Origin of the sequence: Kribbella sp. NPDC026596, from assembly GCF_040638415.1 — a bacterium.
Classification (GTDB): Bacteria; Actinomycetota; Actinomycetes; order Propionibacteriales; family Kribbellaceae; genus Kribbella.
Genome location: NZ_JBEZYF010000006.1, coordinates 105,248 through 119,243, shown reverse-complemented (window position 1 = coordinate 119,243; position 13,996 = coordinate 105,248). Strand labels below are relative to the sequence as shown.

Sequence of the window (13,996 nt, the reverse complement as noted above, 5' to 3'; positions counted from 1 at the left end):
GCCTCCGCGTCTCGCCTGGTGCTGAGACTAGTGCCCGGAGCCGCCGGTTCCATGAATGTGCGCAGCCAGCCCCTCGGCGGCCTTCGGGTTCTCGTCGGCCAGCAGGCCGACACCGGCGAGCACGTAGTCCTTGTCCACACAGACCTCGGCTCGCTCAGGGACGAGCCAGCCTTCCTCCTGTGCGTTCGCGCCGACCGCACCCAGGATCCGCGCCGCCACGTCCGGCCCGTTGTGCCGCAGCACTCCCCCGGATCCGACCAGCAGATCCACCTCACGCAGATCCTTCCCGGACCGCTCGATCACCCGTCCCCCGGGCCCGAACACGATCCGCTGCCGCCCGGCGTGCCGTCTGAGCGCTACCGTCGCGGCTACGGTCGCCAGCGTCTCGTCGTACGACGCCTCGATCGCACTGTCCGGGAGGTACGACGGATCGCGGTGCCGGCGGGCGGCCGCCGTACGGATCGTGTCGTCGTCCGCCACGAGACCGGCCTCGACACCGGCGGCGACCACCGGTACGGCGCTCCATCGCATGCCGAGGTCGCCTTCGACGGTCCGGGTCACGGGGTGCGTGGCAACCACCTCACGGCCGAGGTTCGCGTCCTCGGGGTCGAGCTCGATCACCGAGTGCACGTCGGTCGTCGCGCCACCGATGTCGACCACAGCCACGTCACCCTGCAACCCGGCCAGCACCTCGACACCGCGCAGTACGACGTCGGGTGTCGCGGCCCGAACCATCTGCGTGAAGCCCGGATCGCGGGACAGGTGCTTCCCGCCGATCACGTGCTTCAGGAACATCTCCCGGATCGCGGCCCGCGCACTGTCCGGCGCGAACACCCCGATCTCCGGTACGACGTTGTCCGCAAGCACATGCGGTACGCCGCCCGCCGCCAGGATCTCACCGACCTCGACCTGGACGTCGACGTTGCCCGCGACAACGACCGGACGCCGCCACCTGTACTTCGCCAGCGTCTCGGTCGCCTTGAGCAACACCGCCGAGTTGCCACCGTCAGTGCCACCCAGCAGCAGCACGACGTCAGGGCGATCCTTGCGAAGCTCCTTCTGACTGGTTGCCGTGAGCCCACCGTTGACCACGGCAACGACCCGGCCACCGCTGGACAGTGCGACTCGCCGGCCGGCCTCCGCGGTGACGAGCTCCTCGTTGCCCACGACACCTATCCGCAGACCACCACCCGCACTCGAGCAGGCGAGGACCTCGGCGTTCTCGACGCCGCGATCAGCTTCGGCCAGCACTGCCCGGCAGGCGTGCCAGCCGTCCATCACGTCGGTGTCGATCGTGGTGCGGTGCTCGGCTCGGGCGACCAGGTCGCCCGAGCCGGAGTCCACCGCGATCGCCTTGGTAAAGGTCGATCCGAAGTCGACCGCGACCAGCAGGCCCACGGATCAGGACATCGCGCGGTCGAGGTCCTGCAGCAGGTCGTCGACGGTCTCGATGCCCACGCTGAGACGGATCAGGTCGGCCGGGACCTCGAGCGGCGTACCGGCGACCGAGGCGTGGGTCATCTTGCCCGGGTGCTCGATCAGCGACTCCACGCCGCCGAGCGACTCGCCCAGCGTGAAGACCTCGGCCTTGTTGCAGATGTCCAGCGCGTGCGGCTCGCCGCCGGTGACCCGGAACGACACGATCCCGCCGTACCGCTTCATCTGCTTGGCGGCGGTCTCGTGGCCGGGGTGGCCGTCGACGCCCGGGTACAGCACCTTGCTGACGGACTTGTGCCGCTGCAGGAACTCGACGACCTTCTCCGCGTTGTCGCTGTGCCGGTCCATCCGGACGCCGAGGGTCTTGATACCGCGCAGCACCAGCCACGAGTCGAACGGGCCGGCGACCGCGCCGATCGCGTTCTGGTGGAAGGCGATCTTGTCGGCCAGCTCGGCGTCGCGGACGATCAGTGCGCCGCCGACGACGTCGGAGTGACCGCCCATGTACTTCGTCGTCGAGTGGACGACCACGTCCGCACCGAGCTCCAGCGGCTGCTGCAGGTACGGCGAGGCGAAGGTGTTGTCGACCACCAGCAGTGCACCGGCGTCGTGGGCGATCTGCGCGACGATCGCGATGTCCGCGACGTTCAGCAGCGGGTTGGTCGGCGTCTCCAGCCAGACCACCTTGGTCTTGCCGGGGCGGATCGCGTCCCGGATCGCCGCCGGGTGAGTCACCGCGGCGGGCGTCATCTCGACACCCCAGGTGCCCAGCACGCGGGCGAACAGGCGGAACGTGCCGCCGTACGCGTCGTCGGGGAAGACCACGTGGTCACCGGGCACGCACAGCGAGCGGATCAGGGTGTCCTCGGCGGCCAGGCCGCTGGCGAACGCGAACCCGCGGCTGCCCGCCTCGATCGCGGCCAGACACTCCTCCAGCGCCGTCCGGGTCGGGTTCGCCGACCGGGAGTACTCGTAGCCGTTGCGCAGCCCGCCGACGCCGTCCTGCTTGTAGGTACTGGTCGCGTAGATCGGCGGCACTACCGCGCCGGTCGTGGGGTCGGGCTCGTTCCCGGCGTGGATGGCGAGCGTCTCGAAGCCGTAGCGGTGTTCCGTGTTCACCGGACCAGCGTACGGCCTGGTCTGATCGGCGTACGCACGCCGTCCGCAGCCGGGACGATTCGGCGGATCCGAGTTGTCCACAGACGCGTCGAACCCCCTGGCACCTGACCCGTACGGCAGCCTACGGTTGCGCTCAGTGGTTGCCACCGGACCGCAAAACGGAAGGACACGTCGCCGGATGAAGACGCAGGACAGGCCGCTCGACCAGGACGACCTGGCGATGGCGGACCTCGCCGAGATTCCGGACTGGACCGTCATCGCCGGCCCGGACGGCGACGAGTCCGGTCCCGAGGTCGTTCGCGCGCTCGTCCACCGGGTGATGTCGCAGACCCGCTGGCAGCCCTGGCCGCTGGAGCAGGGCGAGGTCATCGGCGCCGAGATGGTCTCGTGGGGATTCACCACTCCCCGCGGTACGACGATGATCGTGTTCGACGGACTGGCGTTCCCCGACTGCCCGGACAGCGGCTGGTCGGCGTACGAGATCGGTCCGGACGACATCGCGGCCGCCGAGAGCGGCCTGGACGCTCATTGGCCCGACCACCTGACGCTCGCCACCAAGCACTGGGGACAGCCGGACTACGTCGGTGACGACCGCAGCCCGACGTTCGCCGACGAGTGGGAGCCCGGCGCGGGGACCGGCCGGCGGCACCTCGCGGTCTGGTTGCGGCCGGGGGCGCAGATTCATCTGTACAGCACCAAGCCCAGCAAGGATCCGCTGACGACTGCCGTCGGCGTCAACTACGCCGTGTACATCGACTAGGAGACCCGATGAGCGAGCCCTCCCAGGAACCCTCCCGGATGAGCCGCATGCGCGCCGGGGTCTCGCGGTGGCGCACCACGCGGCGAGGCACGAAGACGCTGAAGGCCGCGTACGCCCAGGCCGCCCGCGACGTGAAGCAGATCGACCCGGTCGTGCGCGAGCGGATCGGGCGCGCCAAGATGACCGCGGCCGACCTGCAGATGCTCGCTGAAACGAACATCGGCCGCCGGTGGCGTCCGGAGCTGTACGGCCAGGCCGCGCAGGGCCTCGAGAGCTCCGCGGCCGCCCGGGTGCAGCAAGCCGGGACGTCCGCGGCGCCGACCAGCAATCCGTTCCGGCGGCTGGCCAACAGCGTCTCCCGGTGGCGAAATACCCGGCAGGGCACGAAGGCGCTCGAGGCGGCGTACATCCAAGCCGCGCGGGACGTGCAACGGATGGATCCGGCCGTTCGCGAAGCGATCGGGCGGTCGACGCTCACCGCGGCGGATCTGCAGGCGTTCTCGCAAGAGCACATGAAGCAGACCTTCCTGCCTGAGGGCCGCAACGGTGCGATGCCGCAGCAATCGCAGCAGGTGGCGGCGCCGGATCAGCAGCAGATGGTTCAGCCGCAGCAGATGCAGCAGCAGGTGCCTCAACAGGCGATGCAGCCGCAGCAGGACCGGATGACGCAGTTGCTTGCCGAGTACAACCAACTCCAGGCGCAGGCGGCCCAGCTGCTCCAGACCCGGATCGCGCAGCTCCAGGCCGAGACCGCGCAGCTGGCGGCGATGTACCAAGCCCAGATGGCGCAGCAGGCCCAGGTCGCCCAGATGCTGCAGCCGGAAGCGGGCCAGCAGCAACAACCCGGTCCCAGGCAACAGCCCGAAGCAGCTCAACAGCTGCCCGCCGAAGGCACGCCGGAGCAGGTTGCCGAAGGCACGCCGGAGCAGGTTGCCGAAGGCACGCCGGAGCAGGTTGCCGAGGGCGCGCCGGAGCGGGTTGCCGAGGGTGGGCAGCCGGAGTCTGAGGTCGCTCAGCAGGACCCCGAGAACCAGCACCACGTCGGCTTCCACCCGATCATCCAGACCGAAGAGACGTTCCAGCAGGGTCCCGACCCCAGCAACGCGTCGAACTGGGTCGACGTCGCCGCCGGCGAGGCACCCGTCCAACCCCTGCCGACTACGGCAAACCAGGAAGCCGACGGGCAACGACCTGGTCAGCTGGACACCGCACAGGGCGAAGCAGCGACGAGCCCGGGAGAGCTGACTCCGGCGGACATTCAGAACCACCACGCCGCACTCGGCGGCATGACGCCGCCGCGAGTCTCCAGCGGCGAGCAAGCCCGGGTGACTGCCGCCGAATCGGACGGGAGCGGACAGCACCGGACGACAGGGCAAGGCGCCGAGCGGAAGAGCGACACAGGGGTCAAACGCTGACCTCCCGAACTCCACGACCTGACCGCATCGCCGCTCGGCCGGGCGTGACCCCGGCCCAGGCCTACGGTTGCGGTCGAAAGGCTTGACACAGACGGAAGGAACAAGCCCGGATGAAGACGCAGGACAGGCCGCTCGATGAGGACGACCTGGCGATGGCCGACCTCGCCGACGTAGCGGACTGGACCAGGGTGGCCGGACCGGACAGCGACGCGTCCGGGCCGGCGGTGGTACGCGCGCTGGTGCAGCGCGTGACCAGCGCCACCGACTGGCAGCCGTGGCCCCTCGAGGCCGGCGAACAGATCGACCCCGCGGTCGCGTCGTGGGGATTCACCACCCGACGCGGTACGACGATGATCGTGTTCGACGGACTCGCCTTCTCCGACTGCCGGAACTCGGGCTGGTCGGCGTACGAGATCGGCCCGGGCGATATCCCGGCCGCCGAGGCCGGCCTGGACGAGCACTGGCCGGCTCAGCTCGAGCTGGCGCGCAAGCACTTCGGCGACCCCGACTACGTCGGTGACGAAAGCAGCCCGACCTTCCTCGACGAGTGGGGCCCGGGCGCGGGCGCGGACCGGCGGCATCTGGCTGTCTGGGTACGCCCGGGCGCCGAGATCCACCTCTTCAGCGACAAACCGACCAGCGACCCGCTGACCAGGGCCGTGGGCGTCAACTACGCGGTCTTCATCGACTAGGAGTTCGGATATGACCACCCCACACGAAGGCCCTGGGATGTGGCGACAGGGCGATGCTTTCGGGGCGCTCGAGTGGCTCGCGAGCCTCGACGCGACCCAGCAGGAGAATCTGCGCCGCGCGGTGAACCACAAGCCGGTGCTCACCCGGCTCATGGAAACGGCCCAGCGGGTCCAGCAGACCGCCATCGCGACCGGGCAGCGCATCAGCGAGGGCGCGCAGGCACTTGCCAGCCAGACCCGCCAGTACGGTCGTGACGCCATCGCGCGGGCCGGTGAGATCCGCGACAACACCGTCAACCGCGTGACCGAGTTCGGCCAGGCTACCGCCGCCCGCGCCGGCGAGATCCGGGACGGCGCTGTCAACCGCGCGACCGAGTTCGGGCAGGCCACCGCGGCCCGGGCCGGCGAGATCCGTGATGGCGCCGTGCAGTTCGGCCGTGACACCGCGGCTCAGGCTCGCCAGCTCGGCAGCGATGCCGCGGCGCGGGTCGGTGAGATGCGGGACGGCGCCGTTCAGTTCGGCCAGAACACCGCCGCACGGGCCGACCTGGCCGCGCAGCGAGCCGGCGAGGCGTTCCGCGGAGCCGGCCGGGCAGTCGGCGGAGCGGCCACCGCGGGCGCTCAGGCCGTCGCCGGCGCCGGACGGCAGGTGGCCGACGCCACTCGGCAGACCGCGGGTAAGGTGTCCCGCTGGTACCAGGGCACGCGGTCGTACGCGACCGAACGTGGCCAGTCCGCGATGCGCGCGTACCAGCAGTTCAGGAACGACCGGAACCTCGTCGCGCTGGACCCGGGGCAGAAGGATCTGCAGACCCTGACCGCTCACGCCCACCAGCTGGTAGCAGCGGCGGAGCAAGGCCCCGCGGCTCAGGCGGCTGCCGCCCAGCGCCTGGCCGCTGCCGCCACGGCCATGCAGGCCTCGAGCTACCAGTACGCCCAGCAGGACCCGGGCCAGCACCGCGCCGGCCCCGAGGGCAACCTCGCTCAGTTCGTCAACGCCGGCCAGGCGCCCGCCAGCCAGATCCCGGCCCAGCACGGCCCGCAGGGAGCTGCCGGGCAGGGGCAGGAGCAGGCCAGCCAAGGCGAAGCCCAGCGGACCGGTGGCCAGCCTCAGGGCCAGAAGGGCCCCGACCTCACCAAGTAACTCGCACCACCAAGCAACCCCGAACGCCGCCGGCCACCCGGCGGCGTTCGCCTTTCCCCGCCTGGACTACAGGTCCGCTAGTTGTAGCTGGGTTTCGACGGGAACGCCTTCGGTGAGGTGTTCGGCGGTGCGGACCGGCTTCTTGACCGGGAGCAGGTAGGTACCGGACTTGCTGGGGAAGACCGAGGTCTGCCAGGTGGTGCTGCCGATCGTGGCGGTGACGCGAACCGAGCCGAAGCCTTTGCGCAAGCCGGCGGTCAGGTCGGCGATGTCGTCACTGATCTCCTCCGGCACGGTGACGAAGTACCAACTGCCCTCGCCCGGGTACTGCCACAGCGGCGCCGAGAACTGGAAACTGCTCACGGCGACACGTCCGCGACCGCACGGCTGCGGCGGGCGAGGATCGCGGTGGCGGCGTCGAGCAGCGTGGCGCGGATCTCCGCATCGGTGACCTCGACGTCGAGCTCGATCGCCATCGCGGCCCCGATCGACTCGACCGCGGCGGCAGCCCGCAGCCGGTCGGCGGGCGTCGGATCGGGCCCCGCGAGCCAGAGCTGGAACCGGCGGCTCCGCGCGATCAACTGATCCAGGTCGTCACCGAAAGCCGCGAGTACGGCGGCGATGTCGCGGAGCAGCGTAGGCCCGGTCGACCGGTGGTGGATGACGACGTCGACGTACGCGCCGAGCAGCTCGCGCTCGGCCTCCGGGGACCAGGCCAGCTCGTCGCTGAGCGCCAGCACCCGCTGCATGTCGTCCAGGAACGTGCCGACGATCGCGCGGAGCAGCTCCTGCTTGGACGAGTAGTGGTAGTACAGCGACGCCTTGGTGATGCCGACCTGCTCGGCGATCTCTCGGAGGCTCGTCTTCTCGTACCCCTGGGTGGAGAACAGCTCGAGCGCCGCCCGGTGGATGGCCGCCTTGGTATCGCGGGAACTGGTCGCGTGCTGCACGTCACCACCTTCTCACTTCACCTGCCTACCGGGCGGCAGGTAGTCTACCTACCGACCGGCAGGTAGACAGCAGAAACAACCCGCAGGAGGGGTTCGGGGTGTTCAGCAGACTCGGACGATTCGTCGTCCACAACCCGTGGAAGGTGATCGCCGCGTGGGTGGTCGCGGCGGTGGCCGTGCTCGCGTTCGCGCCGACGCTCGCGGACGTCACCAACAAGGACCAGGCCGCGTTCCTCCCGGACACCTACGAGTCCGTGCAGGCGCAGAAGCTGGCCGCCGACGCGTTCGGGCAGACCAACGACGCGACCGCCAGCATCGTGGTCAAGCGCGCGGCCGGCGGCGAACTGACCGCCGGCGACCAGGCCAAGGTGACCGAACTGGCGACGGAGATCACCGCGGCGAAGATCGATCGCGTCACCGGCGCGATCACCGGGCCGCAGGCGGTCTCGCCGAACAAGCAGGTCCAGATCGTCAGCGTCGGCCTGAAGGGCCTGCCGGACGACCAGGCCGTGCTCGACGCGGTCCAGAAGGTCCGCGACGTGACCGGCCCGGCCCTGACCGGCGCCGACCTCGAGTACGGCGTGACCGGCGACGCCGCGCTCTACCTCGACAACCAGGACGCGTTCGAGAACGCGTTCGTGGTGGTCGGGATCGCGACCGTCGTACTGATCATCGGCCTGCTGCTGGTCATCTACCGCAGTCCGGTGGCCGCGTTCCTGCCGATCCTGACCGTCGGCCTGGTCGCCGCGATCGCGCCTGGCCTGATCGCGCTGGCCGCGAAGGCGTTCGACCTACAGGTGACGCAGGACCTGCAGACCATCCTGACCGTCGTGCTGTACGGCGTCGGGACGGACTACATCCTGTTCCTGCTGTTCCGCTACCGCGAACGCTTGCGCGCCGGCGAGCAGCCGAAGGAGGCCCTGGTCAACGCGGCCACCCGGGTGTCCGAGGTGATCGTGTCGGCGGCGGGCGCGATCATCGTCGCCTTCAGCGCTCTGCTGCTGGCCGTGTTCGGTGGGTTCAAGAGCCTCGGCCCGGGGCTCGCGATCGCGGTGGCGGTGATGGCCCTCGCCGCGATCACGCTGATCCCGGCGGTCGTGTCACTGCTCGGCCCGAAGGTGTTCTGGCCGTCGAAGTCGTGGCAGAAGACGCCGAAGGGCGCGATGTTCAAGCGCTTCGGCCGGTTCACCGCGCGGCGTCCGGCCGTGGTCGCCCTGGCGTCGGGCGGCGTGATGGTCGCGCTCGCCCTCGGCGCGCTCGGGATGAAGGTCGACTACGACGCCTTCAGCCAACTTCCCGACGGCACCGAGTCCGCCCGCGCGATCAAGGACCTGCAGGCCGGCTTCCCTGCCGGTGCACTCAACCCGACCACGGTCTACGTGCGCAGCTCCGACGGTACGACGCTCAGTCCGACAGAGCTCACGACGTACGCCGGGAAGCTCGCGAAGGTCGACGGGGTCGGTGCCGTGCTCCCGGCTGCCGCGGACGGCAGTCTGGCGCTGCTCAACGCGGACAAGACGGTTGCCCAGCTCAACGTCGTACTCAATGATCCGCCGTACGCGACCTCGTCGCTGGATCTGGTCGACGGGAAGCTCCGTGACGTGGCGCATGCCGAGGCGCCGGCCGGAACGACCGCGCTGCTCGGCGGGGTGACCGCGAGCTACACCGACATCCGGGACGCGAACAGCCGGGATCTCTCGGTGATCTTCCCGGTCGCGGGCGGGCTGATCGCGATCATCCTCGCGCTGCTGCTGCGGTCGCTGCTGGCTCCGCTGGTGCTGATGCTCGCCGTCGTACTGAGCTTCTTCAGCTCGATCGGGGCGACGGTGTTCGTGTTCCAGGGCGCCGCCGGACATGCCGGGGTGACGTTCTCGCTGCCGATCATGCTCTACCTGTTTGTCGTTGCCATCGGCACCGATTACAACATCCTGATGATCGCGCGGTTGCGGGAGGAGGCCGAGCGCGGGACCGAACCGCGGGCGGCTGCCGACCTCGCGATCGAGCACGGCGGCCCGTCGGTCGCGGCCGCCGGGCTGATCCTGGCCGGCACCTTCTCGTCGCTGATGCTGGCCGGGATGGCATTGCTGACCGAGATGGGCTTCTCGGTCGCCGCCGGCATCGTGATCTCAGCGTTCGTGATGTCGATCTTCCTGGTCCCGAGCGTCATCGCCCTGCTCGGCCGCCGCGCGTGGTGGCCGCGTCGGATCGAGTCGGGGTCGACAGCGCCCGAGGAACGTCAGCTGGAAACCGTCGGCTGACGCACGGTCTTCAGCCGGACGGTGAAGATCGGGAGGAGGAAGTGGACGAGTGGGCCGATCGACAGTGCGTAGACGATCGTGCCCACTCCCACCGCGCCGCCGAGCAGGAACCCGGTCGCGAGGACGGTGAGCTCGAGCGTGGTCCGGACCAGGCGGACGCTCAGGCCGGTACGGCGTACCAGGCCGGTCATCAGACCGTCCCGGGGACCGGGGCCGAACTGGGCACCGATGTAGAGCGCACCGGCCAACGCGTTCACCACGACTCCCGCGACCATGAAGACGATCCGCAGCCAGAGCGCGTCCGGCCGGTCGACCGTCGCCAGCGTCAGGTCCGTCACCAGACCGATCACGATCGCGTTGCTGATCGTGCCGAGACCGGGCCACTGCCGCAGCGGGATCCACGCCAGCAGTACGACGAAGCTCACCGCGATCACCACGGTGCCGAAGCTCAGCGACAGGTGCTTGGTGATGCCGGAGTGGAACACGTCCCACGGGTCCAGGCCGAGGTTGCCCTGGATCATCAGTCCCATCGAGGCGCCGTACAGGGTGAGGCCGACGTACAGCTGGACCAGGCGGCGCGGCAGGTGGCCTGCTTTCAGCTGCTGGATCGGGTTCAAGGGCGCTAGTTGACGAGGAGGGGCCTCGGAAGTGGCATTCACTTCTCCAGTTTGCGGAGTAAGTGGCCTGGTAATCGATAGCCAATTACGCGATAGTGGACTGCATGAAAGGTCAGTATCTTCCCGCCAGTACGCTCTCCGGCCTGCTCGGCGCCTGGGCCGACGGGACCGGCCCGGCGTACCGGGTCCTCGCCGAGCGGCTCCGGCTGCTGATCGCGGACGGCCGGATCATGCCCGGCTCGCGGCTGCCGAGTGAGCGCGAGCTGACCGACGCACTCGGAGTCAGCCGTACGACGGTGGCCTCGGCGTACCGGGAGTTGCGCGACGGCGGGTACCTGATGAGCCGTCGCGGCTCCGGCAGTGTCACCGCCCTCCCCGGCCGGCTCGAGCCCGAGCTCGGCCGGCACCACGCCCCCACGTTCGACACCGACGCGCACTACGACTTCACCGCCGCGGCGCCGGCCGCGATCCCGGGGATCAGTGCCGCGGTCGCCGCGGCGACCCCCGATCTCCCGGCCCACCTCGCCACCCCCGGGTACCACCCGCAGGGCCTGCCGGAACTGCGTGCCGAGGTCGCGGCCGTCTACACCGAACGCGGGCTGCCGACCTCGTCGGAGCAGATCATCATCACCGCCGGCGCGCTGGCCGCGACGTCGATCGCGATCCGGGCGATGACCCAGATCGGCGACCGGGTGCTGACCGAGAGCCCGACCCACCCGAACTCGGTCGACGCGATCCGGCGCAGCGGCTGCCGGCTGGTGGCAGTGCCGATGGGCCCGAGCGGCTGGGACCTTCCCTTGCTGGAGGCAACCATCCGGCAGACCGCGCCGCGGGCCGCCTGGCTGGTGGTGGACTTCCAGAACCCGACCGGCTGGCTGATGTCGGCGGCGGATCGGCAGCAGCTGGCGACCGCGTTCGCGCGGAGCCGGACGACGGCGATCATCGACGAGACGCTGTTCGGGCTGTCGCTGGACGGTCAGGAGATGCCGCCGCCGTTCGCGTCGTACCACCCCGAGGGGGTGATCACGGTCGGCTCGGCGAGCAAGCTGTTCTGGGGCGGGCTGCGGATCGGGTGGATGCGGGTGCCGGAATCCCTGGTCGCCCAGGTGCTCGACGCGCGGGCCTCGCTCGATCTGGGGGCACCGGTGCTGGAGCAGTTGGTTGTCGCGCGTCTGTTGCGGCAGCGGGCGGCACTGCTGCCGGAGCGGCGAGTGACCCTTGCCCGCCAGCGGGACGCGCTGGCGGAGGTGGTCTCGGCGGAGTTGCCGTCCTGGCGGTTCCGGCTGCCGGGTGGCGGCCTGTCGCTGTGGTGTGAGCTCCCGGAGCCGGTGGGGTCGAGTCTGGTCGGGGTCGCGCAGCGGAACGGCGTCCTGCTGGTGGCGGGGGCGCGGTTCTCGCCGGATGGCGGGCTGGAGTCGTTCATCCGGTTGCCGTACACGCTGCCCGCGGATGCGCTGCGTGACGGGGTTCGCCGGCTGGCGTCGTCGTACGCCGCTTTGACCAGCAGGCCCGCGCCGACCCGGCGTACGGCGGCCATGATCGCGTGAGCGTGCCGTAATCGGCCGGCGGAAGGTTCGTCTCACCCGTCGCGTTGAGACACTATGAAAGTCACACTGCGAGAGGCGTGAGAATGTCGTTCTTCAAGCGCAACACAGCCCTGGTCGAGCCCGAGGCCGCGCTGCCCGGCCGGCCGGAGCCCGGCTTCGCCGTACCGGCGGACAACATCGTGCTCGGTACGCCGCAGACCGCGGCGGCTCCCGAGGGGTTCGAAGAGGTCTGGTTCGGCACCGGGTGCTTCTGGGGTACCGAGGAGATCTTCTGGCAGCAGCCCGGGGTCTACACCACGGCCGTCGGCTACGCGGGCGGATACACCCCCAACCCGACGTACGACGAGGTCTGCAGCGGCCGCACCGGTCAGACCGAGGCGGTCCGGGTCGTCTACGACCCGACCAAGACCACCTTCACCAATCTGCTGAAGGTCTTCTGGGAGACGCACGACCCGACCCAGGGCATGCGCCAGGGCAACGACCTGGGCTCCCAGTACCGCTCGGCCATCTACTACACCACCGACGCCCAGCGCGCCGAGGCCGAGCGCACCCGCGACCTCTACGCCCCGGTCATCAAGCCCCTCGGCTACGGCGACATCACCACCGAAATCGCCCCCGCCACCACCTTCTACTACGCCGAGGCCTACCACCAGCAGTACCTCCACAAAAACCCCAATGGCTACCGCTGCCACAGCAACACCGGCGCGAAGTTCCCGGCTGACGTCTGACAGATCTACTGCGATGCCCCTGGACTCTCTGAGTTCGGGGGCATCTGGCGTGTTTGACGCGCGACCAGCAGGACGACGGCTCCAGGGAGCGTTGCAACCAGGGCGAGCATGCCGTACACGACCGCGACGGTGACGCCCAGCGTCGCGCCTAGCCCGAGCGAGCTGAACGCCCAGGCGGCCGCGCCCTCGCGGGGTCCCCAGCCGGCGATGTTCGTGGGCGCTGCGGAGGCCGTCAGGACGAGCAGTGCCAGAGGCAGCAGGCGAGCCGGGGACACGTCCGCGCCGGTTGCTCGCACTGCGATCAGGAACACAGCGGCGTGGCCGAGTACGGCGACGGTGGAGGCGAGCAGGATGCCGGGCCAGACCCGGGGCGCGAGGACCGCATCGCGGAGGTCGCTGGTGAGGGCGCGTCCGATCCGCGAGGAGAGGCGACGTCCCTTGAGATAAAGAAGTACGGCGATGAGCGCCACGCCGGCGACGACCGTCACGGCGGCCGGGGGAACAAAGGCGGGCCACGACAGCAGGAACAGCACGCCCACCGTCAGCACGATCTGTACCGTGAATCCCGACGCCCGCTCCCACGCGACGGCCCGCAGGCTGCGGCCCAGGTCGCCGACCTCGCGTCCGTGGCGCACGGCGCGGTGTACGTCGCCGATCACCCCGCCGGGCAGCGTGGCGTTGAGGAACTGGGATCGGTAGTACGCCGCCACCGCGGTCCTCAGCGGCATCTCGACGCCGAGCCGGCCGGCGATGATCCGCCACCGCCATGCACAGCACAACGTGGTCAGCGAGGTGATTGCGAGCGCGGCGGCGAGCGACCAACCGGTCGTCAGCCGGAGACCGTCCACCAATGGGCCCGTGCCTACCCGCCAAACGAGAACGGCAAGGATCGCGGCGCCGCCCGCCAGGCGCGCCCAGGTCCAGATGCTTCGGCTGATGGCGGGCTCCGATCTCGTAGTAGTGCCTCGTGCCAGTAGCACGGCTGTCACCTGCCGCTGGTTCATCCGGCGACTTCCGACAGCACGGCCGACAGTTCGCGTGAGGTCTGTAACCAGTCGGACAGCGTCAGGCGCCGGGACCTGGCCGCCACGCGCAGCCGCGCGCGCTCTCGCGGGTCACCCAGCCACCGACGCAGCGCCTGCGCGAGAGCCCGTGGGTCGCCCGGCGCAACCAGCAGGCCGGCCGGCTGCCGTCGGTCGTAGACGTTGCCACCGCTCGGCCGCTGCGGGTCGTCGATCCCAGCCGGGACCAGGAAGTGCACCTCTCTCACAACAAGCGCTCGTAGCCGCGGCTCCAGAACGCGCCTGCTTCTATCGGCACCTCAGTCTC

At 70.1% G+C, this 13,996-nt stretch carries 14 protein-coding genes; 7 read left to right on the top strand and 7 right to left on the bottom strand.

Annotated elements, in window-relative coordinates; genetic code table 11:
- Positions 1-27: 27 nt before the first annotated feature.
- The gene (locus AB0E63_RS06960; RefSeq protein WP_360362609.1) at positions 28-1,398 is read right to left on the bottom strand and encodes a glutamate mutase L; all 1,371 of its coding nucleotides are present in this window, start codon (positions 1,396-1,398) and stop codon (positions 28-30) included.
- Between the two features lie 3 nt (positions 1,399-1,401).
- Positions 1,402-2,556, bottom strand: a complete 1,155-nt coding sequence (locus tag AB0E63_RS06955; RefSeq protein WP_360362606.1) for a cystathionine gamma-synthase — start codon at positions 2,554-2,556, stop codon at positions 1,402-1,404.
- A 178-nt stretch (positions 2,557-2,734) separates the two neighbouring features.
- Between AB0E63_RS06955 and AB0E63_RS06950 the strand changes: the two genes are divergently transcribed.
- From AB0E63_RS06950 to AB0E63_RS06935, 4 genes are all read left to right on the top strand, one after another.
- On the top strand, positions 2,735-3,316 hold the full coding sequence (locus tag AB0E63_RS06950) for a hypothetical protein (protein ID WP_360362604.1): 582 nt from the start codon (positions 2,735-2,737) through the stop codon (positions 3,314-3,316).
- A gap of 8 nt (positions 3,317-3,324) precedes the next feature.
- On the top strand, positions 3,325-4,731 hold the full coding sequence (locus AB0E63_RS06945; RefSeq protein ID WP_360362601.1) for a hypothetical protein: 1,407 nt from the start codon (positions 3,325-3,327) through the stop codon (positions 4,729-4,731).
- 110 nt (positions 4,732-4,841) lie between these two features.
- A complete protein-coding gene (locus AB0E63_RS06940) occupies positions 4,842-5,423 on the top strand; it encodes a hypothetical protein (protein WP_360362598.1) in 582 nt (193 codons plus the stop codon).
- Between the two features lie 10 nt (positions 5,424-5,433).
- Positions 5,434-6,567 carry a hypothetical protein gene (locus tag AB0E63_RS06935; RefSeq protein WP_360362595.1) on the top strand — a complete coding sequence of 378 codons (1,134 nt, stop codon included), beginning with the start codon at positions 5,434-5,436 and terminating at the stop codon, positions 6,565-6,567.
- Between the two features lie 66 nt (positions 6,568-6,633).
- Here the strand turns inward: AB0E63_RS06935 and AB0E63_RS06930 are convergent, their stop codons facing one another.
- Positions 6,634-6,930 (bottom strand): DUF1905 domain-containing protein, encoded by a 297-nt coding sequence (locus tag AB0E63_RS06930; protein WP_360362592.1) that lies wholly within the window; start codon positions 6,928-6,930, stop codon positions 6,634-6,636.
- On the bottom strand, positions 6,927-7,517 hold the full coding sequence (locus AB0E63_RS06925) for a helix-turn-helix domain-containing protein (protein ID WP_360362590.1): 591 nt from the start codon (positions 7,515-7,517) through the stop codon (positions 6,927-6,929). The genes AB0E63_RS06930 and AB0E63_RS06925 overlap by 4 nt, the downstream gene beginning before the upstream one ends.
- Before the next feature lie 98 nt (positions 7,518-7,615).
- On the opposite strand from AB0E63_RS06925, the gene AB0E63_RS06920 reads away from it, so the two are divergent.
- The gene (locus AB0E63_RS06920) at positions 7,616-9,775 is read left to right on the top strand and encodes an MMPL family transporter (RefSeq protein WP_360362587.1); all 2,160 of its coding nucleotides are present in this window, start codon (positions 7,616-7,618) and stop codon (positions 9,773-9,775) included.
- On the opposite strand, the gene AB0E63_RS06915 is transcribed toward AB0E63_RS06920, so the two are convergent.
- Positions 9,754-10,392 carry a hypothetical protein gene (locus AB0E63_RS06915; RefSeq protein ID WP_360362584.1) on the bottom strand — a complete coding sequence of 213 codons (639 nt, stop codon included), beginning with the start codon at positions 10,390-10,392 and terminating at the stop codon, positions 9,754-9,756. The genes AB0E63_RS06920 and AB0E63_RS06915 overlap by 22 nt on opposite strands.
- A 104-nt stretch (positions 10,393-10,496) precedes the next feature.
- On the opposite strand from AB0E63_RS06915, the gene AB0E63_RS06910 reads away from it, so the two are divergent.
- A complete protein-coding gene (locus tag AB0E63_RS06910; protein ID WP_360362581.1) occupies positions 10,497-11,939 on the top strand; it encodes a PLP-dependent aminotransferase family protein in 1,443 nt (480 codons plus the stop codon).
- An 83-nt stretch (positions 11,940-12,022) separates the two neighbouring features.
- Positions 12,023-12,667 (top strand): peptide-methionine (S)-S-oxide reductase MsrA, encoded by a 645-nt coding sequence (msrA, locus tag AB0E63_RS06905; protein ID WP_360362579.1) that lies wholly within the window; start codon positions 12,023-12,025, stop codon positions 12,665-12,667.
- A 5-nt stretch (positions 12,668-12,672) separates the two neighbouring features.
- On the opposite strand, the gene AB0E63_RS06900 is transcribed toward msrA, so the two are convergent.
- Positions 12,673-13,671: a lysylphosphatidylglycerol synthase transmembrane domain-containing protein gene (locus AB0E63_RS06900; protein WP_360362576.1), complete on the bottom strand. Its 999-nt coding sequence runs from the start codon at positions 13,669-13,671 to the stop codon at positions 12,673-12,675.
- Complete coding sequence (locus AB0E63_RS06895; RefSeq protein ID WP_360362573.1) at positions 13,668-13,937, bottom strand: hypothetical protein; 270 nt, start codon at positions 13,935-13,937, stop codon at positions 13,668-13,670. Before AB0E63_RS06895 ends, AB0E63_RS06900 begins: the two co-directional genes overlap by 4 nt.
- Between the last annotated feature and the right edge of the window lie 59 nt (positions 13,938-13,996).

What these genes read in the sequence shown, in the direction of transcription:
- AB0E63_RS06945 (WP_360362601.1), top strand. Translation starts at nt 3,325, where the DNA reads ATGAGCGAGCCCTCCCAGGAACCCTCCCGGATGAGCCGCATGCGCGCC.
- msrA (WP_360362579.1), top strand. Translation starts at nt 12,023, where the DNA reads ATGTCGTTCTTCAAGCGCAACACAGCCCTGGTCGAGCCCGAGGCCGCG.
- AB0E63_RS06910 (WP_360362581.1), top strand. Translation starts at nt 10,497, where the DNA reads ATGAAAGGTCAGTATCTTCCCGCCAGTACGCTCTCCGGCCTGCTCGGC.
- AB0E63_RS06950 (WP_360362604.1), top strand. Translation starts at nt 2,735, where the DNA reads ATGAAGACGCAGGACAGGCCGCTCGACCAGGACGACCTGGCGATGGCG.
- AB0E63_RS06935 (WP_360362595.1), top strand. Translation starts at nt 5,434, where the DNA reads ATGACCACCCCACACGAAGGCCCTGGGATGTGGCGACAGGGCGATGCT.
- AB0E63_RS06900 (WP_360362576.1), bottom strand. Translation starts at nt 13,671, where the DNA reads ATGAACCAGCGGCAGGTGACAGCCGTGCTACTGGCACGAGGCACTACT.
- AB0E63_RS06940 (WP_360362598.1), top strand. Translation starts at nt 4,842, where the DNA reads ATGAAGACGCAGGACAGGCCGCTCGATGAGGACGACCTGGCGATGGCC.